The organism is Acinetobacter sp. V104_13 (assembly GCF_031798995.1).
Taxonomy (GTDB): Bacteria; Pseudomonadota; Gammaproteobacteria; order Pseudomonadales; family Moraxellaceae; genus Acinetobacter; species Acinetobacter pittii.
On the sequence record NZ_JAVQNP010000023.1, the window covers coordinates 99,877 to 125,525 of the forward strand.

Below are 25,649 nucleotides of genomic sequence, written 5' to 3' on the forward strand. Positions count from 1 at the left end.
TTTTATTTAATTGTTGCCTTGTTGCAGTCTTTCTTGCATTTCCTGCTTCAAAGCACTTCGCGGTTGGCTAAACCAAAGAACAATAAAGGTAAATGCAGACAATGCAAAAGCCCATAAATGAAATTGTGTATAGAGATAACGTACAAGTTCAATCATTGCAAAGAAGCTCATCATCAGTAACATTGAAACTGCTGCTGCAACAGTTCCTTTTGAGACCTCAGATGACATGAGCGCAAAACGATACAAGACCGAGAAACTAATCCCCTCACCAAAACAAATCAGTGTCATGCCTGTAAGCAAACATGGTATGAGATAGGTTTGCCACACTACACCTAATATTAAAATGAGTGTACCGGTTAGCATAATCGGCAAACCCATCATGACGGTTTTACCCAAAGGCAAACGGTCAATAATTTTGATTAAGACAATGTTGCCTACGATTAAACCCAAAAATACGGGGAATTGAGCTAAGCCATATTGCACACTGGTGAGCTTTAATTCATCTACTAAAATGATTGGAGATAAAGCAATCCATAGCATTAAAGGCATACCCACTAAAGGTAATGCGAGGCTTAAACCTAAAAAACGGCGGTTGGCAAACACCTTTTTAAAATCATCAAAAAGATAACTAAAAGGTTGCTTGGTTACACTGACTTGCTGGCTTGGCATCTGTTTTTTCAACCCGATCCAACTGAGTAATGCCAATACAGCGATGGCGACAAAGCCCCAGTGCCATGACACATAATCAATTAAGAAAGCGCCAAGTACAGGTCCTAGCAAGGGTGCAAGTAATGAGATATTTGCCATGAGTGCCATGACTTTAATCGCATCACGTTCAGCAAAGCTTTCTTGAATAGCCGCATATCCAACTGCTGAAATTACGGTTAAGCCAATTCCCTGCAAGAATCTTAAAGCTAGAAATTGCTCGATTTGCGTCGTCAGTAAAATTAAAAAACAGCATAGAGCAAAGAATAAAACTCCTGCTAATAGTACTTTTTTACGTCCGAGACGGTCCGACAAAGGACCAAGTAACCATGCAACAGATGCGCCACCTAACAAATAAAATGACATAGAAGATGGTGCCCAAGTTGCACTTACACCAAAATCTTCAGTAATTGCCAACATGGCTGGCTGAATCAGGTCATTACCAATATAAACCGCAAATTCAAATAGCACTAAGGCCAAAGGAAACATCAACGTTGTACGGTTCAACGTTGTCGTTTGAATATTTTTCATGAGTTGTACACTTCAAAATAGCGGCCATATGTCTGTGCGACTACCTATAAAATAAAATGTAGTCATGACGATGACATGTATGGTCAATCAATCTTTAGTTAAGTTGTTATATGCCGTGAGAGTGCATGTTTAGAGTGTGAAACACCGTATTCACAAGGTGTCTAAAACGAGAAAAAATATATGACGTGAGATTCGGTAATTTTTACCAATTGGCACAATTGCCGAGCGCAACAATAGCACTTTTTAAATTGATCAGCAATCATGCAACTTCAAGAAGCTTAAATTTCAGTTTTTTGCACAAAAAGGCATGCAAATTATGCTTGTGCACAAACTCAAAGTTATCCACATATTCGATAAAAAATTAAGCATCATGGGCAAGGATTAACTTGGAAGTCTGTAGTTTCCTCTCCTTTTGTACATTGATAGCTTTGCTTTTTATTCACAATTTTCCAGATTTGCTGATCTCGTTTTAATAAATATTCAGTACGTGTTTTCGACACCGCATCTGGACTAGGTTCTGTTTGCAAAATAGTAACTTGCGCATTGGAAGGATCATCCGAAGCATTCATTTGCTGTGAAATATCTAAATTGCTTGCATCATTTAAAAGATCTGGTTGATCGAGTAATACAGCCTGTATAGGACTATCAGCAAGTTGTGCAGAAGAATTTTGAGGGGGAGCACAAGCTGTTAATATGCTTAAGCTGAAAATAATCAACAAACCATTCTTTTTCATCACTCATCCCCTCTATTTACTCAAAATTAATGCTAAAGATAATAGGCCACTTTTTCCTTTTGAGCTTTGTAAATAGGTATAAATTTATTGATATTAATGAGATAGATTAATTTTAAATAGAAATCCAATAATAATTATTGATTTTTTATCAACAATATTTTTCCTATTCATGCATTTTTCTACAACAGTAAATCTCATAGAGTATGCGTCAAATACAGGAATTTAATGAGAGCAACCTCCATGAGTAAGATTTTAGTGATTAATGGTGCTAAACAATTTGCCCACTCAAACGGTGAATTAAATGACACATTAACCACCCTAGCAACCACACATCTCACGGAACTCGGCCACGAAGTTCAAGTCACCCGTGCAGACAGCAATTATGATGCTGAAAGTGAAGTTGAAAAATACTTATGGGCAGATGTTGTTATTTATCAAATGCCAGGCTGGTGGATGGGCGCACCTTGGACAGTCAAAAAATACATTGATGATGTCTTTACCACTGGTCATGGTTCACTTTATACAAGTGATGGCCGTAGCCGTTCTGATGCCTCAAAAAAATATGGTTCAGGTGGTCTAATTCATGACAAAAAATATATGCTGTCATTGACTTGGAATGCTCCAATGGAAGCATTTGAAGATGCAGATCAATTCTTCCACGGCGTAGGTGTAGATGGTGTTTATTTACCATTTCATAAAGCCAATCAGTTCTTAGGCATGAGCACCCTTCCGACATTTATCGTAAATGACGTAATTAAAATGCCTGACGTTGATAGTTATGTTGAAGAATATAAAGCACACTTAAATACTGTATTTGCAGCAGCCTAATAAGGAGAAATCCATGCTAACCATTATTGCGGAAATTCGTACTAAATCGGGTGGACAGCATCGCCAGAACGTATTGGATGCCTTTCAAAAAATCATTCCAACTGTTTTAGCAGAAGATGGTTGTCATGGTTATGAACCTTTAGTTGATCACAAATCAAATGCGAGCTTCCAAACCCAAGAGCCTGACATGATTGTCATGCTAGAAAAATGGCAAAGTGTTGCCCATCTTGAAGCGCATTTAGCGACGCCCCATATGCAAGCACATCATGAAGCAGTTAAAGATGATGTAGTTGACGTTAAAATTAAAATTTTAGAAAACGGCGTATAATTTAGATCATTAAAAAAGACGATATATTTATCGTCTTTTTTATTTTAAGAGCAAAGCTGGGTTTGAAAACCTCTAGAGCCTTTCCCTCTCGCGCATTGATAGCTCTTTTGCTTATTTTGCAATTGCCACTTTTCATCAACTAGCTTAAATGAATATTCTGTTCGGATTGCAGAAACAGAATCATCCATTAAACCTGTTTGGATAACGGTAATACGGGAAACTGTTGGAGATTCTACTCGGTTAAATACTTGCTGAACTGAGGTATTGTTATGCTCTTTTACGATCTCAGGCTGGGCTTTAAGTACTTGTTGCATCGGAGTTTCCGAACCCACAAAGGGGATTAATTTACTAGTCGTCGCACACCCAGTAAAAAGTCCAGCACAGAGCGCTGAAATTAAAAATAAACGTTGCATTTTTATCACCAAAACAAAAGCCATAGCTTTATGATGCTATGGCTTTGTCGGTTACTCTGTAGAAACTATGTAGTCCTACAAAATAGATCTAAATTAAAGATCGAATAATTTACCTGGGTTCATCAAACCATTCGGGTCAAATACTTTTTTCAAAGCTTTCATATATTCAATTTCTTCAGGCGAACGTGAATATTCCAAATATGGCTTTTTCGTCATACCGACACCGTGTTCAGCAGAGATTGAACCGTCGTATTTTTTAACGGTATCAAACACATATTTATTTACTACCTGACACTTCGCAAAGAACTCATCTTTGGTTAAGTTTTCAGGTTTTAAAATATTTAAGTGCAAGTTACCGTCACCGATATGACCGAACCAACAAATTTCAAAGTCTGGATAGTTTTCTTGAACAATCGCATCAATTTCACGAATAAATGCAGGTACGTGAGTAATTAATACTGAAATATCGTTTTTGTATGGAATAAATGGCGCGATTGATTCAGAGATATCTTCGCGTAAACGCCATAAGCTTTCTACTTGGTCAAGGCTCTGGCTCATTACGCCATCAAGTACCCAACCCTGCTCCATACAATGCTCGAAAATTTCCATTGCTTTATCGAGAATCGGCTCATATGGAGCTTCAAACTCAAGTAATACATAGAACGGGCATTGAGTTTCAAATGGGCGTTGTACATGTCCATGATCTAAAACTTTTTGCATTGCAAGTTCACCAAAGAACTCAAATGCAGTTAAGTCGATGTCTTTTTGGAAAGCATGTAACACAGGCATTACTGCATCAAAATCAGGGACACCTAAAACTAAAACTTGTAAGTTTTGTGGTTGACGCTCAAGTTTAATTTCTGCTTCGGTCACTAAACCTAATGTGCCTTCACCGCCAATAAACAAATGCTGTAATGCATAACCAGTTGCATTTTTAACCATGCCTTTGTTTAAACGCAGGATGTCACCTTTACCAGTCACTACAGTTAAACCAAGTACCCAGTTACGTGTCATGCCATATTTAATAACTTTAATACCACCAGCATTGGTACCAATATTACCGCCAATCTGACTAGAACCCGCTGACGCAAAGTCCACCGGATAATACATGCCTTGTTCTTCTGCATAATTCTGCAATTGCTCAGTCACAACACCAGCTTGAACACGCACCATACGGTCTGCCGGGAAGAACTCAAGAATTTGGTTCATTTTGTCCATGCTAATGACAATTTCACCATTGGTTGCTACCGCACCAGCAGAGAGACCAGTACGACCACCTGACGGTGTAATCGCAACATTAAACTGGTTCGCAAGCTTTACAACTGCCTGAACTTGTTCAGTCGTTGACGGAAAAACGATGACCGATGGGTTCGGATTAAAATGCTTGGTATGATCTTTACCCCAGTTTTCGAGACTATCAGCATCGGTTTTAATACGGTTTTCACCGACGATTGCTGTTAATTGGGTGAGTAACTCAGGTGTTAAAGCGACTGGAGCATTCATCGTTTGCAGACCTAGCAAGAAGTAAACTGTGGTGGGACTATGACCTCATAATTCTCAAGGTTCTCACCTGAGCAAAGTCATAATGTTCAAGGAACTCCTATATTCTACATGTATCCGCGCAAGCGATAAAGTTCAGAATAGAGATACTGTCACTACAAAACATGTTTAACATAAATAAATACTTTCTATGGGGCTTTCAGAGAAAAATCACATTTACCCCCCTACCAAGCATATTTTAAAATGCTCGACAAGCCATAAACAGAAGTGATTAGACATAGATAAAATTGCCATAAGGCGATGGTATAAACGAAATATCTATAGCACCGCCCAGTATGTTATTATACCGCCACCAAATTTGGCCTTTGTAGCGGAGCCGTAATGAGCCAACATCTTTCACTACCTAAAGATAAAATCCGTTTCCTTTTGTTAGAAGGCGTTCATCAAAACGCAGTCGATACTCTAAACGCTGCGGGTTACACCAATATTGACTATCGTAAAACTGCTCTTGAAGGCGAAGCGCTTAAAGAAGCAATTAAAGATGCTCACTTTATTGGTATTCGTTCGCGTACCCAATTGACTGAAGAAGTTTTCGAAGCTGCAAACAAATTGATCGCAGTAGGTTGTTTCTGTATCGGAACAAACCAAGTTGATCTTAAAGCAGCAATGGCACGTGGTATTCCTGTATTCAACGCACCGTATTCAAATACGCGTTCGGTTGCAGAGCTTGTACTTGCTGAAACGATTCTTCTTCTTCGCCGTGTTCCTGAAAAATCGGCGGCTTGTCATCGTGGTGGTTGGGACAAGTCTGCTGTCGGTTCTTTTGAAACTCGTGGCAAAACTTTAGGTATTGTGGGTTACGGTTCCATCGGTTCTCAACTTTCAGTTCTTGCTGAAAGCATGGGTATGCATGTGATTTATTATGATGCAGTAACCAAATTACCAATGGGTAATGCTCGCCAAGTTGGTTCTCTAGATGAACTTTTAGCAACTGCAGATGTTGTAACTTTGCATGTGCCAGATGTTCCGTCTACACGTAACTTCTTCACTAAAGAACAATTTGCGAAAATGAAAGAAGGCGCGATCTTCTTAAATGCTGCACGTGGTACATGTGTAGTAATTGAAGATTTAGCTGATGCAATCAAGTCTGGTCATATTGCTGGTGCAGCGGTTGACGTATTCCCGAAAGAACCAAAAGCAAATGGTGAAGAATTCCAATCTCCACTTCGCGGCCTAGATAACGTGATTTTAACTCCTCACGTTGGTGGTTCAACCATGGAAGCGCAAGCAAACATTGGTTTAGAAGTTGCAGAGAAATTTGTTGCTTACTCTGACAAAGGTATGACACTTTCTGCGGTTAACTTCCCAGAAATCGCATTACCATTGACAGCTGGTCAACACCGTTTATTGCACATCCACAAAAACGTGCCAGGTGTATTGTCTAAAATCAACAACTTGTTTGCTGAACAAGGCATCAACATTTCTGGTCAGTCACTTATGACTAAAGGTGACATCGGTTACCTCGTCATGGATGTTGACGCTTCTGCTTCTCAAGAAGCTTTAGATATGTTGCATGAAGTTGAAGGTACAATTCGCGTGCGCGTATTGTTCTAATACGGACTGTAAATTCACAAGCCACAGCATTGTCTGTGGCTTTTTTATGGGTATTTACATTATCATGTGAAAAGTATACCAATTGATCAAATAATAAAATGTCCACTTTAAACCAGAAATCTCAGCTACATGCTTTGGGTTTTCTTATTCTTGCCATGTTAAGCGTTCAAAGTAGCGCATCTTTAGCTAAAATTTTGTTTCAGAACTTCCCTGTACTGACTGTTTCTGCAATGCGCCTATGTTTAGGTGCAATTATTCTTGCCATTATTTTTCAAATTTGGCGAATTAATTTTAATCAGGTCCGCTGGAAAGCAATCTTAGCTTATGGATTTGCGCTTGCAGGCATGAACGCCTTATTTTATCTGTCGATCGAACGCTTACCCATTGGAATTGCGGTTGCTTTTGAATTTATTGGCCCTTTAAGTGTGGCGTTATATCACGCACGGCAAAAATATGATTTCGTTTGGGTGAGCTTCGCAATTATTGGGCTGATTTTACTTTTCCCTTTTAATCAGGCACATAGTCTAGATTGGATCGGCGTTTTATTTGCAATTAGTGCAGGGTCTTGTTGGGCGCTTTATATTATTGCGGGACAGAAACCTTCTGGTATTTCAGGTAATCATACGGTGTGTTTAGGAATGAGTGTAGGTGCATGCATCTTATTACCCATTACCTTTTTTTCAGGCTCAATTGCACAAGTTATAGAACTTCCCTATCTTTTTTATTTTATTGGTTTGGCCATTTTAGCCAGTGCTCTTCCATTCTCTTTAGAAATGTTAGCACTGCGCAATTTGACACCTCTAAGCTTTGGAACATTGATGAGCCTAGAGCCCGCAGTTGCAGCACTTTCCGGATTTATCTTCTTGGGTGAATATCTTTTATGGAATCAATGGCTAGCACTTGCAACCATTATCACTGCCTCTGTTGGTTGTACCGTAACCACCCAGAAAGCTCGCCAAGAACGTGAAAAAGCAGCAAGTTAATTTAATGAAATCTGCCAGCTAAAACATAGTATTCGTTATAATTGTCCACCATTATTTTTAGACATCAGATGAAGCGCTAGAGTATTTTCCATGCAAAATCTTCCAATTATTGCTGTGCTGTATATGATTTTGTCGATGGTTTCGTATCAAATCAGCGCTTCATTTGCCAAACAGCTCATTGCAACATTAGACCCTCTCACCGTTACAATTTTAAGGCTGAGTTTTGCAACAGTCATTGTCGCGATCATGTTCCGCTCTTGGAAAATCTGGTCGCGCTTACCCTATTTAAAATGGCGTGATTTATTGATGTACTGTGCATCTTTAGGATTAATGAATATCCTATTTTATACATCACTTGGAAAATTGCCCCAAGGTATTGCAGTAGGTCTAGAATTTATTGGTCCATTAGGTCTTGCGCTTCTTTCTATCAAACAAAAGAGCGACTACATTTGGGTAGCACTTGCCATGTTAGGCATTGCACTCATGGTACCTTGGCAAAACCCTATTCAACACCATTTCTCGTATGTAGGCGCAGCATGTGCACTAGGTGCCGGACTTTGCTGGGCCTTCTATATCTATTTTGGTCATAAAGTTGTGACCCAAAATATCGGGATGCACGCATTAACGATTGGGATCGGTGTATCTGCACTTGCGTTATTGCCAATTGGAATCTGGCATAATGCTCCTGCATTACTTGAAACACAGTACTGGGGTAAAGCCTTACTTATTGCAGTGTTAGCGACTGCAATTCCATATGCACTCGACTTAATGGCTCTCAAACAACTTAATAAATTAACTTACGGGACTCTAACGAGTTTAGCACCAGCATTGGCAGCATTAACGGGTTTCTTATTACTTCACGAAGAAATCAGCATGCTGCAATGGGTGGCTTTGGCTTGCGTAATGCTGGCCTCTATTGGTGTTACTTTAAGAAGTACTAAAAAAGCTGCGTAGGTTTAATCTACTGCTGCTTTTTATACTTTTTATACTCCTTTAAATATTTATTACCCAGCGTTTCTTTTTCGCTGTCTTTAAGAATTTTTCCGGCTTGTTGAAAAAACTTATGTTCTTCTTCTTTTAAATGGTGATGGACTTTTTCACTCAACTGTTTGGCGGTTGCTAACCAGCTTGGGCTACTCATATCGGTCTTTTCGAGCTGTTCAACCAACTCATCCATTTCATGATGTTCTGATAAAGCATGTCTCGTAATATCTAAACCGACATCATCAAACATTAAAGGAATATAGAGGAAACGGTCTTCGGCAACTGAATGGGCATAAAGTTCATTTTTTAATGCTTCAAATAATTCTTTTCTTTCTTCGGTTAAACCGTGTGTCTGAATGAGTTGTTCAGAAAGGTTACGTTGATTTTCATGGCTTTCTCTTAATGCTTCGAAAATATTCATTCTCTTCCTCATTTTTTAGCTAAAAAATCTTTTTTATTTCAAGGTTTATCATACGTTGAAATTTATAATGTTTAAGTAGCTTAAAATGAGACTATTTTTTACACAGTTTTCTTTCTAGTAAATTTCTGTAATGATTTTTATATTTCTAGCTTTAAATGATACATAAAAGTATGAACTGCATTTTAGGGACAGCTCATACTTTCAATCTTATTTAACCCGTAACAAACATTTGATAGCCCAAACGGCAAATCAGAATACTCACCAAGATTAAAAAGATAATACGCACAAAACCACTACCGTACTTAAGCGCGGTACGCACCCCAACAATAGAACCAAGTACGTTAGCCGCTGCCATCATTAAACCAATATGTAAAATAGCGTGACCAGTTGGGATGAGGAAACTCAGCGCAGCTAAGTTAGTCATAAAATTACCGATTTTTGACAAAGCTGAAGCATGTAAGAAATCAACTTGTAAAAAACGAATAAAGAAGAAAATAAAGAAACTACCAGTACCCGGCCCAAAAATACCGTCGTAGAAACCAATGGCCAAACTACCAATACCAGCTAAAATTAACATTTTCGTGGTAATTTTTTGCTCGGTATGAACTTGACCGAAGTTCTTTTTAACTAGGGTATAAATCGCAATCACAATCAACATTACGAAAACGAAAGGACGCAATACCGATTGAGGAATAAGTGATAAGCATGCCGCGCCGGCAAAAGAACTAATCAAGGCACAAATGGCAATAACGGCTAAAAGCTTCCATTGCAACTTTACTTTTTTAGCAAATGTATAAGCCGCCGATGCTGTACCAAAAATGGATGAGACTTTATTGGTACCAATCACCGTAGCAGTCGACATGTTAGGAAAAGTGCTCATGATCCCCGGAATCTGGATAAGTCCACCGCCGCCTACAGCAGCATCAATTGCTCCTGCAGTAAACGCAAAAAAGATCAAACTAAGGATAACGTCCCATTCCATGCCCATGCTCTATACTCTACATCTACTACAAATTTAAGATACGCTTAGGTACCAACCGTTTTTTATCGGTAATCTCGGCTAAGCCTAAACAGCGCTCACCCGAAAACACCAAAACTTCTGCTTCTGCAGAATGCTCAATATTGCTTTCTAAACCGTTGCAAAAATATTTTTCACGCCCTTCCGGAACTTGAATTTTTAGGAAATGGTCAACTGGTGCATAAACTGGAAGTAGCAAAGCTTCTCTTTGCTCTTCTGTTAAACTTTCCAGATATTCAATGGTATAACTTGGGATAAGCTCAAAATGTCCTGTTTGAGTCCGGTTCAGCATCGTTAAATGCCCACCACAACCAAGTGCTTCACCAATATCTTCACCTAGTACACGGATGTAAGTCCCTTTAGAACAGGTTACATCCAGAGTGATACTATTTTCGGTAAACTCAATAAGTTCTAAAGCATAAATCGTGACTGGACGCGCTTCACGCTCAATCTCTATACCTTTTCTCGCCAGCTCATATAACGGCTTACCTTCTTTTTTCAAAGCCGAATACATGGGTGGAACTTGTTGAATATCGCCTCTAAACTTTTCTAAAGTTTGTTCAATAAGTTCTGGGTTAAGCACAGGAATAGGACGCTCTTGTAAAATCTCCCCTTCCACATCACCTGTCGTTGTGGTCTGTCCCAATCGAACAGTGGTTTGATAACGCTTTGTTGAGTCCAGCAAATAATGTGAGAACTTGGTCGCCTCTCCCAAACAAATCGGGAGCAAACCTGTCGCCAAGGGGTCTAACGCTCCAGTATGGCCTGCTTTTTGGGCGCGGTATAACCAACGCACTTTTTGCAAAGCCGCATTTGAACTTAAGCCTAATGGTTTATTTAATAGAAATACACCACTGATATGGCGACGAGAAATTTTTTGATTTTTTGTCGTCATTTTTACTGGAACACAAAGCTAGAAAAAAGTGCCGACATGTTAGCAAATTCGGCAAGATATTTTCACAATATTTAGGTGCCTTTTCACTTATTTTATGGCACATTAATGATCGAGTAAAAAAACAACAAATTAAAACTTAAGGAAGATATCTTTATGCAAGGAATGCAGAAGAAGGTATTGTGGTGCGTGCTCGGATTTTTTATTTTGGGCCTCATTGCATGTGTATATTGGTTAAGTCCTGATTCAAAAAACACATCAACCCAAGTCAGTGAAAAGACAGCTCAAAATTTAGCATCTGTTCCACCTGCAAATCACTCATCGCTAAATGCAGATGCTTACCATAGTAAAAGTCAGCAAGATACTGAAGTTAACTGTCAGTTAAAAATTGATAATTCCCAACATTTGGTCGTTAACAGTCAAACTCGTGACTGCTTTGAATATTTTATTACTCAATATGGAGAAAATGATTTAGAGCAAATTAAAAATCACTTTGGACAATTTATTCAGGGAAAATATTTAGAACCAGCTCGCTCACAGATTCTGGATTTATGGACCCGCTACTTAAAATACCGTGAACAGCTTGCTCAAATCCAAACACCTCCATCAAAACAACAAGATAAAAATTATTTTCAAAAGATTTTTAATTCAATTCAAGATTTAAGAAAACGTTTCTTTTCGGCCGCTGAAATTGATGGACTCTTCTCAACCGAAGATATCTATCAGAACTATACGCTTGATCGTATGCAAATACTTGAGGACTCATCTTTAAGCGAAATTGAAAAGGCTCAAAAACTTAAAGAACGCTTTGAACAACTACCAGAAGACTGGCAACAAAACCTACAAGAGCTCTCAAAACTTGATGATTTACATGCACTGACCAAACAAATTAAAGCTCGTCATGGTTCTGCAGAAGAACTTAGACAAATGCGTACAGCACTTGTTGGAGCCGAGGCGACTCAACGATTAGAAACTTTAGATACACAGCGTAGTGCTTGGCAGCAAAGGGTCACAAGTTACTTGAGTGGACGAGATGAAATTATTAAAAGCAATATGAGCGATAGTGCTAAAAACCAAGCCATACAACAATTACGCCAACAACAATTTAACTCATCACAAGAACAATTAAGACTTCGAACTTTTGAAACGGTCCATGATCAGGGAGGTGAACTGCCATTTAATTATTAAGCCTTTTCTTTTAGGAACTGGCTAAACAAGCACTAGCAGTAAGAAGCTGCTTTTCATACAAAATAAAAATAGTGAGTAAAAAATGAAAAGGAAGTTAACGTTTTTTTGCGCTGCAATGCTCTCAGGACTGAGTATTTCAGCGGCCCATGCCACAAATGCTGAACAAGTTAAAAACTCGTTCGTCTATTCATCTTATGCACAAACCAAATATCCACTGGTTTTTAACCACGGTATGGCGGGTTTTAACCGAGTTGGGACAGATACACTTGGTCTCGATTACTGGTACCAAATCCTTCCGGATCTTGCTCGTAATGGAGGAAATGTCTGGGCCACCAGAGTGTCACCTTTTAACTCAACAGAAGTGCGTGGTGAACAACTTGCCCAGCAAGTAGAAGAGATTATTGCCATTACTGGTAAACCTAAAGTCAACTTAATCGGTCATAGCCATGGGGGCCCGACAATTCGCTATGTGGCCGGTATCATGCCAGAGAAAGTTGCCTCACTCACTACGATAGGTGCACCTCATAAAGGATCACCAATGGCAGATGTGATCCTGAATGTTGAGGGTACTCCTCTGTCTGGACTGGCAACGTTAGTAAACTGGTTTTCAGCAGCCATTACTTGGGCAGGAGGCCTAGACCCAACAAGCTATCCGCACGACTCTTTAGCAGGTGCTCATAGCTTATCAACTCAAGGTTCAGCTCAATTTAATGCTCAATTCCCTATGGGTGTACCAACTACTTCTTGTGGTGAAGGGACATACCAAGAGAAAGGTATTTATATGTATTCTTTCTCGGGGAATAAAGCGCTGACCAACCCATTAGATCCATTTGATATTGCGCTTACAGGCAGTAGTTTAGTCGTCGATCCATTTGGTGATAATGATGGACTTGTTTCCCGATGCAGTGCCAAATTTGGTAAAACAATTCGTGATGATTACAACTGGAATCATTTAGATGAAGTGAATCAAGTACTTGGTATACGTTCTATTTTCGCTTCCGATCCTGTCTCGGTTTACCGTCAACATGCAAACCGTTTAAAACTTCAAGGACTATAGTTTTTAAACAAAAAATGCGCCAAAAGGCGCATTTTTTTTACTCGCTATAAGCTTACGCTTTACGAGCTGGTAATTTTTCACGAATACGTGCAGCTTTACCAGACAAGTCACGAAGGTAGTAAAGTTTAGCACGACGAACGTCACCACGACGTTTCACTTCGATTTTAGCAACAACTGGTGAGTGAGTTTGGAATACACGCTCAACACCAACACCGCTAGAAATTTTACGTACTGTGAACGCAGAGTTCAAACCACGGTTTTTCTTAGCGATTACAACACCTTCAAATGCTTGAAGACGTTCACGATCACCCTCTTTTACTTTTACTTGAACGATGACAGTGTCACCAGGAGCAAAAGCAGGGATATCAGATTTTAACTGTGCATTTTCAACAGCTTGAACTAAAGGATGTTTACCACTCATTGTGGGAATCTCCAATATGTGCGGAGTCAGAAGAGGTCTGAATTTCCGCTGGGGATAGAGGCTAAAGCGCATATCAACCCGTTTATCTTTCCCTTTACGACAATATGTCTATAAAGAGCCTTTAAATTTACATAAAACTATTCAATAAATAGAATTATGCTTTAACTCGAAGCATTGCTTCTCGTCTTGTTGCAGAACTTTCGTTCTTGAGAATAACGATTAAGAATTACCACCATTCTCTTGCGTATCTTTTAGCCATTTTTTTTGCTGCTTAGTCAACTCAACCTTTTCGACCAACTCTGGTCGGCGCTCTAGAGTTCGTTGATATCGCTGCAAAAAACGCCATTTTTCAATATTGCCATGATGTCCAGATTTTAATACCTCTGGCACATCCAGCCCTTCAAAATGGTCCGGCTTTGTATATTGTGGACAGTCTAAAAGACCGTCAACAAAAGAATCTTGTACTGCTGATTGTTCATCTGACATTACATTCGGCAAACGGCGAATAATACTGTCAAGTAACACCATAGCGGGCAGTTCACCACCAGATAGAACATAATCACCAATTGACCATTCTTGATCAACATAATGCTGGATCAAACGTTCATCGACTCCTTCATAACGTCCACACAGTACAATTAAGCCGTCATAATCAACAAACTGCTGTACTGCCTGTTCATTTAAGGTTTTGCCTTGTGGGGACATATACACCACAGGAACATGAACACGTCCTGCTTGTGAGGCAAGCTGTTTGGCATGTGCAATTGCTTTCGCCAAAGGCTCAGCCATCATCACCATACCTGGGCCGCCACCAAATGGACGTTCATCCACTCTTCTGTAGTTTCCCTCAGCAAAATCACGAGGATTAATACAAGTGACTTGTACAATATCTCGTTTTGCCGCACGTCCGCTGATGCCGTAGGCTGTAATCGCTTCAAACATTTCAGGAAAAAGCGTAATGACTGCAAAAAACATCACAGACTCCTCTATTTTCCTGCTGTATTAATCCTAAAAGGATTAATAATCTACGCCCCAATTGACATAAATACGACCAGCTTCAAGATCAACACGTTGTACTACATCTTTATGCCAAGGAATCATGCGCTCTTCTGAATCAATGCTGTCTGGGGTAGCATGCACCACCATCACATCATTAGCTCCAGTTTCAAACAACTCATGAATTTTCCCTAAGTTTACTTCCTGTTCTTCTTCATCAAGACCTAACACAGTTAAGCCCTTTAAATCTGACCAGTAGTATTCATCTACATCTGCTTTTGGCAGTTGAGACTTAGCAATCCAGATATTAGCGCCAACCAAGCTTTCCGCCCCAGTGCGATCACTCACACCTTTCAACGCAACAACTAGGCCTTTGCCATGTGGTTTCCAACGTTTTACATCTATTGTTTGCCAACCTGCCTTGGTCTCAATGTACCAAGGCAGGTAGTCAAACATGTTGCTCATAGGTTCTGTATTTGAATACACCCAGAGCCACCCATTCAATCCATAAGCTGAACGTAACTGTCCAATCTGAATACGATCTTCGGGAACATTCTGTGTTGATGTCATGGGCTACCTACTACAAAAATTATGCAGTAGCTTTTTTAGCTTGAGCAGCTAAAGAAGCAACACGTTCAGAAGGTTGAGCACCTTGAGAAACCCAGTGAGCAAAACGGTCTGCATCTAAACGAAGTTTTTCTGCTTGACCTTGTGCAGTCGGGTTAAAGAAACCGATACGCTCGATGAAACGACCATCACGTGCATTGCGGCTGTCAGTCACAACGATTTGATAGAATGGACGTTTTTTTGCGCCGCCACGTGCTAAACGAATAACAACCATGATAAAAGCCTTATAATTCTTACGGATTATCCCTGCGCCGACCATCGGCAACACTTCAAACCCCTTTCATAGAGGGCGACATTCTACGTGATTTTCGCCCTGAAAGAAAGATTATTTTTTGAGTTATCCGCAGTTTTGAATTTAAAATTACTGTAGCCAATTTGATGTGGCAGATAACGCACAATCAGTTGCACCTTTTGCCCAAAATTTTTGCCCTTGATCATTAAGACAAATGATCCCATCACCAGCTTGAGAACTAGTAGCAATAGGTGTAGCAGTTAACACCCAGCTTGAATCAGTTATGCTAGAAAAAGCTAAGTTATATAAGGCTTGGCCTTGTTGAGGACTGACACTAGAACCATAAATCGAAGTAATCGTCGCATTCGACGGATAACGATTGTGAACTACTTTTTCTGATTCTAATGTTTGGGCAATATTCATCATTTCAGATTGAACAGCTGTACGATGCCCTTTGCGTAAATACTGCAAATATGAAGGTGTCGCTATAGCTGCTAAAATTGCAATTATTGCTACTACAATCATAAGTTCTATTAAGGTAAAACCATTCTTCATTGCCAACTCTCACTATTTGTTTCACATACATTGCAAGTGACTGTTCCACCACAGTCATTATCAACAGCCGTAGCTGTTAAACTTTGGCAACGCAAACCTGAATTCTTAGCAATAAAATTAAAGTTTCTTGAATCTGTAGTTGTCGCTTTAATGACCCATGTTTGCCCATTTGCAGCAGCATTCGTCAATAAATTTCCTGTCGTCGTATCATCACTAATTTCAATCGTATAACCACCCCGTGGCAAAGTTACAGATGTGGTGGTAAATCCTCTATAGGTAAAGTTCTTGGATTTATGCCGTTCCAATTGTTCTGCCAATTTTAGAATTTCACCTTTAGCAGCAGAAGCCGTCGCTCTACGGCTATAACTTTGATATGAAGGGATAGCAATCGAAGCAAAAATAGCGACAATCACGATGACAACCATGAGCTCAATCAAGGTAACACCCTGATTAAACCGCAGAATATAATATTTATTCATCAGTCATCCCTTAGCGATAACGCTCATACCAGCGTGTAGGAACTAAATGACTTGTACACTGCCACTCGCCCGTTCCACTCTCGTTTCCAGACAGTTGTAATTTCCCACAACTATTAGTCACTGGAGGTTCATCTCTTTTTGGAACAAATGCTATGCCGCGAATACCGGAGCCAATAACGTTTTTATTACATTCAGAAGCTCCTACTGGGCAATTAGTACCAGTTTGTGTTTTAAATCCACTTCCATTCTCTTTATTCTGATCAATTGATCCATCAGAATTAAGGCAGGCACCAAATGGTAAACAGAACGTCTGCTGATCAGTTTCACCTACTACCCGGGGTAAACATGGGTCTGCCGCTACAATACCTGTTCCCTGTGGATCATAAACAGGCACAATTAAAGTCCCTGTAATTGCCATAGGCTCTTCAAAAGCTTTAAGACCTCCTTTAATACGGAAACTATTATTAGCTTTCTCGGTACCATCGCTCATACTAGAAAGTGAACGATACCAACCATTTTGTCCCGTCCCCGTATTGGGAAAGAAAATCTGTGCTACTCGTGTTTCTCCAGATCGTAAAATTTGTGGATTTTTTCGAAGCGTCGATCGAGTAATATCTTTCGTTTCAAGCTGGCTATCTGTTAAAGACATTAAATTCTTTTTAATAAAGTCTTTATCGATAATTCCATAAACGTTGTTTACAGGTCTTCCGCTTAATGCGGTGCTCGGTGACATCCCCTCACGACCTGTAAGCGGATAAACATCTAAAGGTGTACTACGGTCACCTGAAGCAATGCCTACAGTAATAAAAGTGTGGATACCATAATCGTGAATTGTCACTGTTGGCGGTTCATAAAAACGCGGCGCATTCCCAGCGGTATAGTCGTTCGAGGCATCATAAGTTGAGTCATTCGTTGCTAAATTGGCTAATCGAACAACTCGAATACCGAAACTGCTATAAGTTGAATTTGTTTTTGTCTGGTTATTATTAAGATCGATACGGAAAATTTGTCCGCCTAAATCGCCAAAATATAAATGGTCGACTAAACCATCAGCATCTCGATCTAAGGTACTAATGCGACTAACAATACTGTGCTTCATATTAGAGTTATCTATATTAGAGCCTGTATCACTAGTCCACCATAAGCGTTCCCCAGTTTTAGCATCAATAATATAAACAGCATTCCCTTTTGCTTTTCCATTCGTAAAGCAAGAATTACTCAAGGTAATATTCGGGTTTTCATAACATTGGTCGTAGCCACCACCAACAATCATAACCCGTTTAATAACTCCGTTATAACGTATATTTGCAAGTACAGGTTTAGACCAACTCTGCCCCATACGACTATAATCAGTTTGATCTGCTCCTACTCTAAAGAGAAGCTTAGGTGAAGCAGGATTTAAGACATTTAAGCCATAATAACTGCTGCCCCCCATTCGCATGCCACCATAAATATTCATTTGTTTTGCAGTTACTTTTGATACTGCTGAACTACCGCTTCCTGTTGTAGTAATACTATATGCAGGGTCAGATACCCAAGCCCCATCCATACCGTGAGCAGGAGCTGTAGCATCACTTTGACCAACCACTAAAGCTTTTGATGCAACTGGATCATTTAATATATCGGCAGGAACGAAAGCCATTTGTTCTACACCAGTTGAGGCATCCACAATATGCAGACCACCTTCCATCGTTCCATAGAGAATGGATTGTTCACGCGCAGATGTTAAATTTCCATTTTCATCTAATGTTCCATTATAGGTAAGCTGTACCGGTAAAGAATGAATACTACCGCCCATCGATAAATAGGGTTCATTCGATGTAACTAATGACGAAGGTAAAGTCGTAGCGCTAATATCAGTTGAGTAACCTAGATAATTTAATATTTTTAATTTCAAGCTAATCGGGAAAGCTTTTAAAATATCTTGTCCAGTTGATGCGTTAAATTTTCCTAAAACATAACTTGCTGTATTAGCCACACTATCAAAAGGATTAGTTCCTTCTGGTGGGGTAGCTGGAATTTTTAGCAAATTAGTTCCAGAAGTCGATATTTTCGTTAAGCTACCATCCGCTGCAACGGCGGAAACATCAGTAAATAAGTTGCGGATTTTAGTTTGTACTGCATAATAATATTTTGTGATATTTCCTTCTTCATCATGTGTTTCATTTTGTCCAGCAATTGGTAAAGGAACTTTTGCATATGAACCACCAAAAAAGACTTTACCTCCATCATTATAAGTAGAGCTATTCCAATAATCTTTCGTACCCGTTCTAAATGCCCCAGTTGCGTTGTAAACCAACCCACCAGTATTCGCTTCAAAAGCACCAGCATTTGTTCCCGATAAAACAACATGATATTTCTTTAAATTTCCACGCCATGTTAAGTAGGTGTTAGCCGGGTTTGGCTCAAAAGCACGTAAGTAACCATATTCCTGTAAATTTTTAGGATTTAGTGCATCATAAGGAACAGAGATAGCACCTGTGGTTAAGGGTTCTAAAGGAACTTTATCTAAGTTATTAATAAATGCGATAACACTGTCTGTTACACCTTGCGCACTTTGAGTAGGGAAAAAACCTCCATTTCCATAACCAGGTGCAGCGACCGCATTTGTGGTCTGATTCGGCGAACAATTATCATCACTTTTACGATCAGATTGGGTTCTCGAACTTAAACGACAGGCATTTTTTACATCAGAAGAACTTAAACTAGAAAAGTCACTACCAAAACCGACAAATGCTGTTTGAATAGAAACTCCAGCTGGGTTTTTTGTTTTATCAAATAATCTTTTTGCAAATTCCCCCATACAGGCCCAACCAGAGTCTGCTGTAGTGTTAGACAAACCTCCAGAACAAGTAAAATTTGCTCCCAAAGTACTGCCTAGGGCTGTCGACATTACAGTTGCCGAACGTGTATTTGTGGTATTGTTCGGTTCTCCATCTGATAAAAAGTAGATTCCTTGCCCATCACAACTCTGGCGATTGGCCACTGCAGGTAAAGGAGATTGGTAAATAGCATTTAAATTGGAGGCATTTCTATCTACAACAATATTGGGATTGCTAGCTGTATCATTTGATTTTGATTTTGGGATACCACTATCTGCATTTGCTACAGCATAATTAAAGGTGGTGTAGTAATAAGTATAAGAATAGGTCCAATCCGACGAAGTATCATAAGCAGTTGCCGTATCCACACCCGGATTAGAAGTTGACCAGTTACTCCAATAGTTATTAGAACGACAAGGTTGCCATAGATTTGTAGTATCGATTTGTGAATCGCGATAATTCGTACAATATGAGTATTCCGTTCTATTATCAGATTTTCGCACACGCTTTATATAGCTATCTTTCCGAATGGCATAATTTGCCTCTGAATAGGTCGTTGTACCCATCAAATAAGCAGCAGCTTCCGCATAAGCATGTGCTGAAGGCGTTGACCCGCCAGCAGTTAAATTTGCAACAGCCTGTTTTAATTTATAACGTTGAGAACCCACTGTATTTAACGTACTCGCATCTCCTAAAGGAGCAGCAGCCACTAGAACCTGCCCACTTCGGCTATCACCATTTGCAGAGAAATTTCCCAACCCCACACGAGTGTCATTTAAAACAGGATTATTACTTGCTAAAAAAGCATTCATACCATTTTTAAGCATGGCCAGACGATTTTCACCATAACTATTGTTGGTCATACTTCCTGATGTATCCAACATCATCACAATAGTTTTTTTACCCGCTGTAGGTGAAGCATAAATTTGTAAATCACTCGCCTGCACCACGGAGCTTGTCATCAACCATGTAAAAGCAACCGAACTCGAACAGATGGCATACCATAAATTATTTGGCTTAAAATTCTTCAATTTTAGTTTCACGATATTCCCCGTTATGAACCTGGTGCCGTAATTTGAGTGAGTTTATTGGTATAGTTAAATTCTTGAACTTGAGTACTAAAAGGCACGTTATGATTTGCCAAACACTCCGCCAATGTTTGTTTAGCCGTTAATGCGGTATCAAAATTGTCGCTAATCTTTGCCGAACTCGTGCTTAAGCAATCTCTTTGTAAAGTTTCAATAGAGGTAGATGCATAGGCTGGCAAAAAAGCAGTTGTAATCACTCGAATACGTTGTGTAGACAACATGCTTTTAGGTAGTTGCGTACCTTCCGAGGTGTTTGTTCCTCGTGGTAAATTTGAACCTGGAATATCGCTAGCAGCATCTGTTGGAACACTTACAGCAACTTGGGTAACCACTGCTTGACGATTACTTCCATAGTCAGTTGTTAAATTGCAGAAACCAGCCACTCCGCCATCTTCGACAACTGCATTATTAGCACTTCCTGCTCGAAGTAAACTTGCGCCTCTGGTCTGAGCAAAATTTGTTGCTGTAGAAACAGGCTTATAACAAAAGTTGTATTCCGCACCAGGGTTACTTTCGTGCTCTTTAAGTGCGGCACCAATCACATTAGTAATATTAGTTAGGGTAGTAGGATTCATCTGCACAATGAGTTCTAAAGGTGTGTCAGATGACTGAAAATTTAATTGGCTCACTTGACTATTGGTAGCAACTTTTAAAGAAACAATAGCCACTCTTATTGCTAAAACGCCTACAGAAATAACAATCAATAAAATAATAAGCACAACAATAAGGGTTGCCCCTTTTTCCTTAGATCTACTTTTATGAATTAAATGGGTCATAGACTTTCCCCCATCGCGTTGCGTAGAGCAATTGTTAAGTTATAAGTGCGGCGTAAGAATCGAGTTGTATTATCAGAAGCATGCACGGTTTGATCTAACATAAAAAAAGATTGCTCAGGATCTATTGCTTTGCTTTGGGCATTATTAGTAGAGCGCGCTAATACAGACATTTGTATTGAAAGAATTCGTGGCGGCATCACAGATGGTGTGGCATCTCGGGCAGCCTGTGCAGCAGCGCGATATTGGGGAATGGTATAATAAGCAAAATTGCCAGCCGCATTTTTTGCACCAAACAGCACATGGAAATGGTCAATACGCGGCAATACAATTTGACCAGCGTCGCCTAACCCAGCAACAGTGGTCGGTTGAGCTGTGGCTACAGCAGAGGGAGTATTTGCATCACATGCAAGTGCATAGTCTTGCTGGGAACTACCATTGCTATCCAGACGTAAAAAATAACGCTCTACAATTAAATCACCTGCAAGTACATTTATACCTTCACAATTGGTCATATTCGTAGGTGCAATAAATTGGATAGTCAGCTGATCACTTTGCACAGCAGCATTTGAACTGTTCTGTATATTTGAAAGACCTTTCCAGTGATTACTCACAGTACTCACCGTATCCCCTGCACCACGACTAAGTAATGTGTCAGCAATATAAGTATTTGTTCCAACGTTAGGGACAAAATTAACATTGTTGTTATTGGTTGCAGTTGAACCAGTTAATACAACACCGCCCCAAGGGGTCGTATCAGTTAATATTGGGTTGGTTATATTTCCATAATTTAGAAGGCGTATATCACGGGCAATATACTCCAAACCAAAAATACCGCTATCTTGTATTTCAGCATTTGCTTTTTGTAGACGACTTGATAGAAGTCCACCAATAAATAATTGAGTCGCCGCGGCCACCAAAATTAGACCTAAAGCCAATGCAACCATCAGCTCAATTAATGTAAAGCCTCGTTGTTTCCATAATACAAATGAGTGAGCCATTAATATGCCTCCATCATTAAACAGTTCGAATTATTGACATAAACGCCATTTGTACTCATACAACTCGACACATCCGCGCTCGTGACTCCCTCATTTGTTGTAATTACCGGAGAGGTTTTTCCCCAAAAAACAAAAAGACATTGCCTCTGCTGGGCCATCGTGCTTGTAACCCCTGGGCAATTTGTCATTGTAATTTTCATGCCAAGTTGATCAGCATTTCTTGCTGCTTGATATGCATCAAATTGGGCAAGCTGAGAAGGTGTACAAGCTGCATTGAAACACAACGTAGGAGCTGCGGTGGTAGATGAATAATTGCTATAACTACGGACAAATGCGGGATACTGACTAGCTTGAGAACTATTTACGCGAATGTTTTCTGCTAATCCTCTCATGATCATAATCGCTTGAGATTTGCTTAATGCCTCTGAGGAAGCATCCATAGCCCGAACTTGCAAGGCAACATATCCTAAAACCCCTATCGCAATTAAAATTAAGGCAACCAACACTTCTAATAAACCCACCCCAACTTGAGCTTTTCGTTTAGAGCCCTGCATTAACATGTCTCCTCAGCTTTAAAAATTAATGTGCCAAGCTTTGTTAAAATAAGAATTTTCTTTTTATTTATTTTTGAATTACAAATAGATAAAAGTGTATCTTGGGTGATATTGGTTATCACCCCATTCGCATTAAAAGTTAAAGTCGTCGCTGTTAATGAACTCTGCGTACCATCAGCAGCGATATTTTTAAGTTCAAGACTGTTATTGGAATCAGCTTTCCAATTCAAGGAAGTGGGAGTATTTAAAGCCGTTGAATTCAGATTGATAGAAACGTCTTGTCGACCAAGTATGGCTTGGCTCTTTGCTTCCGATAAAGTATTGATTAGATCTCGTTGGTTTCCATCTAGTCGTTTGCTTTCTAATAAATTCGACATAGATGGTGCAGCCATCAACGCAATAATAGCCATGACCGCAATCGTCACCATAAGCTCAACCAAGGTGAACCCATCTTGCGGAATAATTCCCCTCATCCCCATACCCCAAATAAACTTTAAAATTTTTTATTTATTAATTAAATTTTACTTCTTATGTTTACAAAACAAATACAAAGCAGATAAAGGGTATAAAAAAACAGATAACTGTCATATCAACAATTATCTGTTTAACTTTTTAAAATCAGTATGTTAAATACATCACACTTTACGCTTGAGTCACATGAATGCGTAATTCTTTAGGAAGACTAAAGGTTATGTTCTCTTCACGCCCATCTAATTCTTTCGGTGCTTGAGCACCCCAATCTTGTAAACGTTGAATCACTTGTTTAATCAAAATTTCTGGCGCAGAGGCACCAGCAGTAACACCAATTTTACAAGTCTCATTGAACCATGACTGCTCTAACTGATCAGCATTATCTACAAGGTAAGCGGCTTTACCCATACGCTCTGCAAGCTCACGTAATCGATTTGAGTTTGATGAGTTAGGTGAACCTACAACTAAAACCACATCACACTTTTCAGCTAAATCACGCACAGCATCTTGTCTGTTTTGAGTTGCGTAGCAAATATCATCTTTACGCGGACCCTGAATATGTGGAAATTTTGCACGCAAAGCATCAATAACTTTAGCTGTATCATCAATAGATAGCGTTGTTTGTGTTACGAAAGCAAGTTTCTCAGGATGTCGTACGGTAAGTGCAGCGACATCTTCTTCATCTTCAACCAGATAAATATCACCGCCTTTTAATTTGTCATATTGCCCCATTGTGCCTTCGACTTCTGGGTGCCCTTCATGACCAATTAAAATAGCTTCAGTACCTTCACGCGCATATTTAGTCACTTCAATATGAACTTTAGTCACTAAAGGACAAGTCGCATCGAAAACTTTTAAGCCTCTGCGTTCAGCTTCTTGTTGAACTGCTTTTGAAACACCGTGCGCACTAAAAATTACAATTGAATCATCTGGAACCTGATCTAGTTCATCAACAAAAACGGCTCCTCTTTGACGCAAGTCATCTACCACAAATTTATTGTGTACAACTTCATGACGTACATAAATAGGAGGATTGAAACATTCTAAAGCCCGATTGACGATTGCTATGGCTCGATCAACACCGGCACAAAAACCACGCGGATTAGCTAACACAATTTCCATAACAGCCTCAAAATTAATAAAACAGGGGAATTTCTCTTGAATATTTGCAATTAAAACTATTCAGTTTAAACGCACGGTACACTACAATAGCGAAGATATTTTATCATATCAGGAAAAATATCATGTCGGGTCTATTGTTTGTCGTTTCTGCTGCATCAGGAACGGGCAAAACATCTTTGGTAAAAGCCCTGCTTGACCGTGTGAGCAATTTACATGTTTCAGTCTCGCATACAACCCGAGGTCAACGTCCCGGTGAGTTAGATGGTGTTCACTATCACTTCACTACAAAAGATGAATTTCTAGACCAAGTCAACCATGATGGCTTTATCGAATACGCTGAAGTATTTGGTAACTACTATGGCACTTCTCAAGCTACGGTAAAACAACAGTTAGCTCAAGGACACGATGTCTTACTTGAAATTGATTGGCAAGGTGCAGAACAAGTCCGCAAGCTTTTCCCTGAATCCAAGCAAATATTTATTTTACCTCCAACTCAATTTGATCTACGTCAGCGTTTATCTAATCGCGGCACTGACTCAGTTGAAGTCATTGAGCATCGTTTAAGCTGTGCAGTAGAAGATATGCAGCACTACACGAACTTTGATTACATCATTATTAATGATGATTTTAATAAAGCCTTACATGAGCTTGAAGCTGTGATTACAGCGAACCGTTTGGTGCTATCTCAGCAAGCAAAACGTCATCAAACTTTAATTCAGGACTTGATTACTCCTCAACCAAAACAGGAATAACTTGAGTCTAGATCGAAAGCCTTTTATACTATTTAGTCTGTTCAAATTCACCATTCCAAAACGAGAACTTTTATGGCACGCGTCACCGTTGAAGATTGTTTAGATCATGTAGACAACCGTTTTGAGCTTGTGCTCGTTGCAAGTAAACGTGCTCGTCAATTGGCACGTCAAGGCATGGAGCCAACTGTAGAATGGGATAACGACAAACCGACTGTAGTTTCTTTGCGCGAAATCGCGGCTGGGCACGTTACGAAAGAAATTCTTAAACAACGTGAGCAAGATTACCAAACTTCTAGTCTTGATCTTGCCCTTTCTACAAACAGCTTGAATTTAGAAGGTTTTTCTTTCTAATTCACCCTGTTTCATAAAAAAACCATCGTTTTTCTGCGATGGTTTTTTATTTGGCTTTGTCCCATATTTAAACATATTGAGAAAAGCAATTATTTTCATTGAAAAAAAAATACACTTTTTCAAATGAAAAAATTGACAAGTTCCGCAATATGCTTTTCATTAAGAAGCAGATAGATTTAGTTTTTCAGCAATAGGAAAAAGGGTGATTT

At 39.5% G+C, this 25,649-nt stretch carries 28 protein-coding genes and 1 pseudogene; 10 read left to right on the forward strand and 19 right to left on the reverse strand.

What is annotated here, in order from left to right; genetic code table 11:
- Positions 1-6: 6 nt before the first annotated feature.
- Together RMB06_RS08490 and RMB06_RS08495 are read right to left on the reverse strand one after the other, a co-directional pair.
- A complete protein-coding gene (locus RMB06_RS08490; RefSeq protein WP_069120184.1) occupies positions 7-1,236 on the reverse strand; it encodes an MFS transporter in 1,230 nt (409 codons plus the stop codon).
- A 368-nt stretch (positions 1,237-1,604) separates the two neighbouring features.
- The gene (locus tag RMB06_RS08495) at positions 1,605-1,973 is read right to left on the reverse strand and encodes a hypothetical protein (protein WP_014207798.1); all 369 of its coding nucleotides are present in this window, start codon (positions 1,971-1,973) and stop codon (positions 1,605-1,607) included.
- A 237-nt stretch (positions 1,974-2,210) separates the two neighbouring features.
- Between RMB06_RS08495 and RMB06_RS08500 the strand changes: the two genes are divergently transcribed.
- Both RMB06_RS08500 and RMB06_RS08505 read left to right on the forward strand, forming a co-directional pair.
- Positions 2,211-2,798 (forward strand): NAD(P)H-dependent oxidoreductase, encoded by a 588-nt coding sequence (locus RMB06_RS08500; RefSeq protein WP_311079056.1) that lies wholly within the window; start codon positions 2,211-2,213, stop codon positions 2,796-2,798.
- Positions 2,799-2,811: 13 nt separating this feature from the next.
- On the forward strand, positions 2,812-3,126 hold the full coding sequence (locus RMB06_RS08505) for a putative quinol monooxygenase (protein ID WP_078224974.1): 315 nt from the start codon (positions 2,812-2,814) through the stop codon (positions 3,124-3,126).
- 44 nt (positions 3,127-3,170) lie between these two features.
- Here the strand turns inward: RMB06_RS08505 and RMB06_RS08510 are convergent, their stop codons facing one another.
- Positions 3,171-3,539 (reverse strand): hypothetical protein, encoded by a 369-nt coding sequence (locus RMB06_RS08510; RefSeq protein WP_017400479.1) that lies wholly within the window; start codon positions 3,537-3,539, stop codon positions 3,171-3,173.
- A gap of 93 nt (positions 3,540-3,632) precedes the next feature.
- On the reverse strand, positions 3,633-5,042 hold the full coding sequence (locus RMB06_RS08515) for an FAD-binding oxidoreductase (RefSeq protein ID WP_002116692.1): 1,410 nt from the start codon (positions 5,040-5,042) through the stop codon (positions 3,633-3,635).
- 378 nt (positions 5,043-5,420) lie between these two features.
- On the opposite strand from RMB06_RS08515, the gene serA reads away from it, so the two are divergent.
- The 3 genes from serA (at position 5,421) to RMB06_RS08530 (ending at position 8,590) form a co-directional block, all read left to right on the forward strand.
- Positions 5,421-6,653 carry a phosphoglycerate dehydrogenase gene (serA, locus tag RMB06_RS08520; RefSeq protein ID WP_002116919.1) on the forward strand — a complete coding sequence of 411 codons (1,233 nt, stop codon included), beginning with the start codon at positions 5,421-5,423 and terminating at the stop codon, positions 6,651-6,653.
- 98 nt (positions 6,654-6,751) lie between these two features.
- Positions 6,752-7,636, forward strand: coding sequence for a DMT family transporter (locus RMB06_RS08525; protein ID WP_017481710.1), 885 nt, complete (start codon positions 6,752-6,754; stop codon positions 7,634-7,636).
- Positions 7,637-7,726: 90 nt separating this feature from the next.
- Complete coding sequence (locus tag RMB06_RS08530) at positions 7,727-8,590, forward strand: DMT family transporter (RefSeq protein WP_014207805.1); 864 nt, start codon at positions 7,727-7,729, stop codon at positions 8,588-8,590.
- A 7-nt stretch (positions 8,591-8,597) separates the two neighbouring features.
- Here the strand turns inward: RMB06_RS08530 and RMB06_RS08535 are convergent, their stop codons facing one another.
- From RMB06_RS08535 to truB, 3 genes are all read right to left on the reverse strand, one after another.
- Positions 8,598-9,041, reverse strand: a complete 444-nt coding sequence (locus RMB06_RS08535) for a hemerythrin domain-containing protein (RefSeq protein ID WP_174723207.1) — start codon at positions 9,039-9,041, stop codon at positions 8,598-8,600.
- Between the two features lie 211 nt (positions 9,042-9,252).
- Positions 9,253-10,029 (reverse strand): TSUP family transporter, encoded by a 777-nt coding sequence (locus tag RMB06_RS08540; RefSeq protein ID WP_000525218.1) that lies wholly within the window; start codon positions 10,027-10,029, stop codon positions 9,253-9,255.
- Positions 10,030-10,048: 19 nt separating this feature from the next.
- Entirely contained in the window at positions 10,049-10,954 is a 906-nt protein-coding gene (gene truB / locus RMB06_RS08545) for a tRNA pseudouridine(55) synthase TruB (protein ID WP_068929751.1), read from the reverse strand.
- A gap of 153 nt (positions 10,955-11,107) precedes the next feature.
- Between truB and RMB06_RS08550 the strand changes: the two genes are divergently transcribed.
- Positions 11,108-12,139, forward strand: a complete 1,032-nt coding sequence (locus RMB06_RS08550; RefSeq protein WP_068929752.1) for a lipase secretion chaperone — start codon at positions 11,108-11,110, stop codon at positions 12,137-12,139.
- 115 nt (positions 12,140-12,254) lie between these two features.
- A complete protein-coding gene (locus RMB06_RS08555) occupies positions 12,255-13,196 on the forward strand; it encodes an alpha/beta fold hydrolase (RefSeq protein WP_014207808.1) in 942 nt (313 codons plus the stop codon).
- A gap of 52 nt (positions 13,197-13,248) precedes the next feature.
- Here the strand turns inward: RMB06_RS08555 and rplS are convergent, their stop codons facing one another.
- From rplS to ispH, 12 genes are all read right to left on the reverse strand, one after another.
- A complete protein-coding gene (gene rplS / locus RMB06_RS08560; RefSeq protein WP_002116654.1) occupies positions 13,249-13,617 on the reverse strand; it encodes a 50S ribosomal protein L19 in 369 nt (122 codons plus the stop codon).
- A gap of 219 nt (positions 13,618-13,836) precedes the next feature.
- Entirely contained in the window at positions 13,837-14,592 is a 756-nt protein-coding gene (gene trmD, locus RMB06_RS08565; protein WP_063097786.1) for a tRNA (guanosine(37)-N1)-methyltransferase TrmD, read from the reverse strand.
- Between the two features lie 42 nt (positions 14,593-14,634).
- Positions 14,635-15,183 carry a ribosome maturation factor RimM gene (rimM, locus tag RMB06_RS08570; RefSeq protein ID WP_002116736.1) on the reverse strand — a complete coding sequence of 183 codons (549 nt, stop codon included), beginning with the start codon at positions 15,181-15,183 and terminating at the stop codon, positions 14,635-14,637.
- 19 nt (positions 15,184-15,202) lie between these two features.
- Entirely contained in the window at positions 15,203-15,454 is a 252-nt protein-coding gene (gene rpsP, locus RMB06_RS08575) for a 30S ribosomal protein S16 (protein WP_000260334.1), read from the reverse strand.
- A gap of 147 nt (positions 15,455-15,601) precedes the next feature.
- The gene (locus RMB06_RS08580) at positions 15,602-16,027 is read right to left on the reverse strand and encodes a type IV pilin protein (RefSeq protein WP_014207809.1); all 426 of its coding nucleotides are present in this window, start codon (positions 16,025-16,027) and stop codon (positions 15,602-15,604) included.
- The gene (locus RMB06_RS08585) at positions 16,024-16,506 is read right to left on the reverse strand and encodes a type IV pilin protein (protein ID WP_311079057.1); all 483 of its coding nucleotides are present in this window, start codon (positions 16,504-16,506) and stop codon (positions 16,024-16,026) included. Before RMB06_RS08585 ends, RMB06_RS08580 begins: the two co-directional genes overlap by 4 nt.
- 10 nt (positions 16,507-16,516) lie before the next feature.
- Positions 16,517-20,371, reverse strand: coding sequence for a PilC/PilY family type IV pilus protein (locus RMB06_RS08590; protein ID WP_311079058.1), 3,855 nt, complete (start codon positions 20,369-20,371; stop codon positions 16,517-16,519).
- Between the two features lie 11 nt (positions 20,372-20,382).
- The gene (locus RMB06_RS08595) at positions 20,383-21,192 is read right to left on the reverse strand and encodes a PilX N-terminal domain-containing pilus assembly protein (RefSeq protein WP_005067126.1); all 810 of its coding nucleotides are present in this window, start codon (positions 21,190-21,192) and stop codon (positions 20,383-20,385) included.
- Positions 21,189-22,190, reverse strand: a complete 1,002-nt coding sequence (locus RMB06_RS08600) for a PilW family protein (RefSeq protein WP_311079061.1) — start codon at positions 22,188-22,190, stop codon at positions 21,189-21,191. The genes RMB06_RS08595 and RMB06_RS08600 overlap by 4 nt, the downstream gene beginning before the upstream one ends.
- Positions 22,190-22,750: a type IV pilus modification protein PilV gene (gene pilV / locus RMB06_RS08605; RefSeq protein ID WP_202744830.1), complete on the reverse strand. Its 561-nt coding sequence runs from the start codon at positions 22,748-22,750 to the stop codon at positions 22,190-22,192. The genes RMB06_RS08600 and pilV overlap by 1 nt, the downstream gene beginning before the upstream one ends.
- Complete coding sequence (locus RMB06_RS08610) at positions 22,744-23,217, reverse strand: GspH/FimT family pseudopilin (protein WP_311079063.1); 474 nt, start codon at positions 23,215-23,217, stop codon at positions 22,744-22,746. The genes pilV and RMB06_RS08610 overlap by 7 nt, the downstream gene beginning before the upstream one ends.
- A gap of 169 nt (positions 23,218-23,386) precedes the next feature.
- A complete protein-coding gene (ispH, locus tag RMB06_RS08615; RefSeq protein ID WP_002116992.1) occupies positions 23,387-24,337 on the reverse strand; it encodes a 4-hydroxy-3-methylbut-2-enyl diphosphate reductase in 951 nt (316 codons plus the stop codon).
- A 122-nt stretch (positions 24,338-24,459) separates the two neighbouring features.
- Here ispH and gmk point away from each other — a divergent pair, with 122 nt between their 5' ends.
- The 3 genes and pseudogenes from gmk (at position 24,460) to RMB06_RS08630 (ending at position 25,634) form a co-directional block, all read left to right on the forward strand.
- Positions 24,460-25,089, forward strand: coding sequence for a guanylate kinase (gmk, locus tag RMB06_RS08620; protein ID WP_002116973.1), 630 nt, complete (start codon positions 24,460-24,462; stop codon positions 25,087-25,089).
- 72 nt (positions 25,090-25,161) lie between these two features.
- The gene (gene rpoZ / locus RMB06_RS08625) at positions 25,162-25,440 is read left to right on the forward strand and encodes a DNA-directed RNA polymerase subunit omega (protein ID WP_002116990.1); all 279 of its coding nucleotides are present in this window, start codon (positions 25,162-25,164) and stop codon (positions 25,438-25,440) included.
- 38 nt (positions 25,441-25,478) lie between these two features.
- Positions 25,479-25,634: pseudogene (locus tag RMB06_RS08630) on the forward strand (hypothetical protein).
- The last annotated feature ends 15 nt before the right edge of the window (positions 25,635-25,649 follow it).

What these genes read in the sequence shown, in the direction of transcription:
- RMB06_RS08550 (WP_068929752.1), top strand. Translation starts at nt 11,108, where the DNA reads ATGCAAGGAATGCAGAAGAAGGTATTGTGGTGCGTGCTCGGATTTTTT.
- rpsP (WP_000260334.1), bottom strand. Translation starts at nt 15,454, where the DNA reads ATGGTTGTTATTCGTTTAGCACGTGGCGGCGCAAAAAAACGTCCATTC.
- RMB06_RS08540 (WP_000525218.1), bottom strand. Translation starts at nt 10,029, where the DNA reads ATGGGCATGGAATGGGACGTTATCCTTAGTTTGATCTTTTTTGCGTTT.
- RMB06_RS08515 (WP_002116692.1), bottom strand. Translation starts at nt 5,042, where the DNA reads ATGAATGCTCCAGTCGCTTTAACACCTGAGTTACTCACCCAATTAACA.
- RMB06_RS08505 (WP_078224974.1), top strand. Translation starts at nt 2,812, where the DNA reads ATGCTAACCATTATTGCGGAAATTCGTACTAAATCGGGTGGACAGCAT.
- RMB06_RS08580 (WP_014207809.1), bottom strand. Translation starts at nt 16,027, where the DNA reads ATGAAGAATGGTTTTACCTTAATAGAACTTATGATTGTAGTAGCAATA.
- RMB06_RS08490 (WP_069120184.1), bottom strand. Translation starts at nt 1,236, where the DNA reads ATGAAAAATATTCAAACGACAACGTTGAACCGTACAACGTTGATGTTT.
- gmk (WP_002116973.1), top strand. Translation starts at nt 24,460, where the DNA reads ATGTCGGGTCTATTGTTTGTCGTTTCTGCTGCATCAGGAACGGGCAAA.
- RMB06_RS08530 (WP_014207805.1), top strand. Translation starts at nt 7,727, where the DNA reads ATGCAAAATCTTCCAATTATTGCTGTGCTGTATATGATTTTGTCGATG.
- serA (WP_002116919.1), top strand. Translation starts at nt 5,421, where the DNA reads ATGAGCCAACATCTTTCACTACCTAAAGATAAAATCCGTTTCCTTTTG.
- RMB06_RS08510 (WP_017400479.1), bottom strand. Translation starts at nt 3,539, where the DNA reads ATGCAACGTTTATTTTTAATTTCAGCGCTCTGTGCTGGACTTTTTACT.
- RMB06_RS08535 (WP_174723207.1), bottom strand. Translation starts at nt 9,041, where the DNA reads ATGAATATTTTCGAAGCATTAAGAGAAAGCCATGAAAATCAACGTAAC.
- RMB06_RS08610 (WP_311079063.1), bottom strand. Translation starts at nt 23,217, where the DNA reads ATGAGGGGAATTATTCCGCAAGATGGGTTCACCTTGGTTGAGCTTATG.
- RMB06_RS08595 (WP_005067126.1), bottom strand. Translation starts at nt 21,192, where the DNA reads ATGACCCATTTAATTCATAAAAGTAGATCTAAGGAAAAAGGGGCAACC.
- RMB06_RS08600 (WP_311079061.1), bottom strand. Translation starts at nt 22,190, where the DNA reads ATGGCTCACTCATTTGTATTATGGAAACAACGAGGCTTTACATTAATT.
- truB (WP_068929751.1), bottom strand. Translation starts at nt 10,954, where the DNA reads ATGACGACAAAAAATCAAAAAATTTCTCGTCGCCATATCAGTGGTGTA.
- RMB06_RS08525 (WP_017481710.1), top strand. Translation starts at nt 6,752, where the DNA reads ATGTCCACTTTAAACCAGAAATCTCAGCTACATGCTTTGGGTTTTCTT.
- RMB06_RS08585 (WP_311079057.1), bottom strand. Translation starts at nt 16,506, where the DNA reads ATGAATAAATATTATATTCTGCGGTTTAATCAGGGTGTTACCTTGATT.
- ispH (WP_002116992.1), bottom strand. Translation starts at nt 24,337, where the DNA reads ATGGAAATTGTGTTAGCTAATCCGCGTGGTTTTTGTGCCGGTGTTGAT.
- RMB06_RS08500 (WP_311079056.1), top strand. Translation starts at nt 2,211, where the DNA reads ATGAGTAAGATTTTAGTGATTAATGGTGCTAAACAATTTGCCCACTCA.
- RMB06_RS08555 (WP_014207808.1), top strand. Translation starts at nt 12,255, where the DNA reads ATGCTCTCAGGACTGAGTATTTCAGCGGCCCATGCCACAAATGCTGAA.
- pilV (WP_202744830.1), bottom strand. Translation starts at nt 22,750, where the DNA reads ATGTTAATGCAGGGCTCTAAACGAAAAGCTCAAGTTGGGGTGGGTTTA.
- trmD (WP_063097786.1), bottom strand. Translation starts at nt 14,592, where the DNA reads ATGTTTTTTGCAGTCATTACGCTTTTTCCTGAAATGTTTGAAGCGATT.
- rplS (WP_002116654.1), bottom strand. Translation starts at nt 13,617, where the DNA reads ATGAGTGGTAAACATCCTTTAGTTCAAGCTGTTGAAAATGCACAGTTA.
- rpoZ (WP_002116990.1), top strand. Translation starts at nt 25,162, where the DNA reads ATGGCACGCGTCACCGTTGAAGATTGTTTAGATCATGTAGACAACCGT.
- rimM (WP_002116736.1), bottom strand. Translation starts at nt 15,183, where the DNA reads ATGACATCAACACAGAATGTTCCCGAAGATCGTATTCAGATTGGACAG.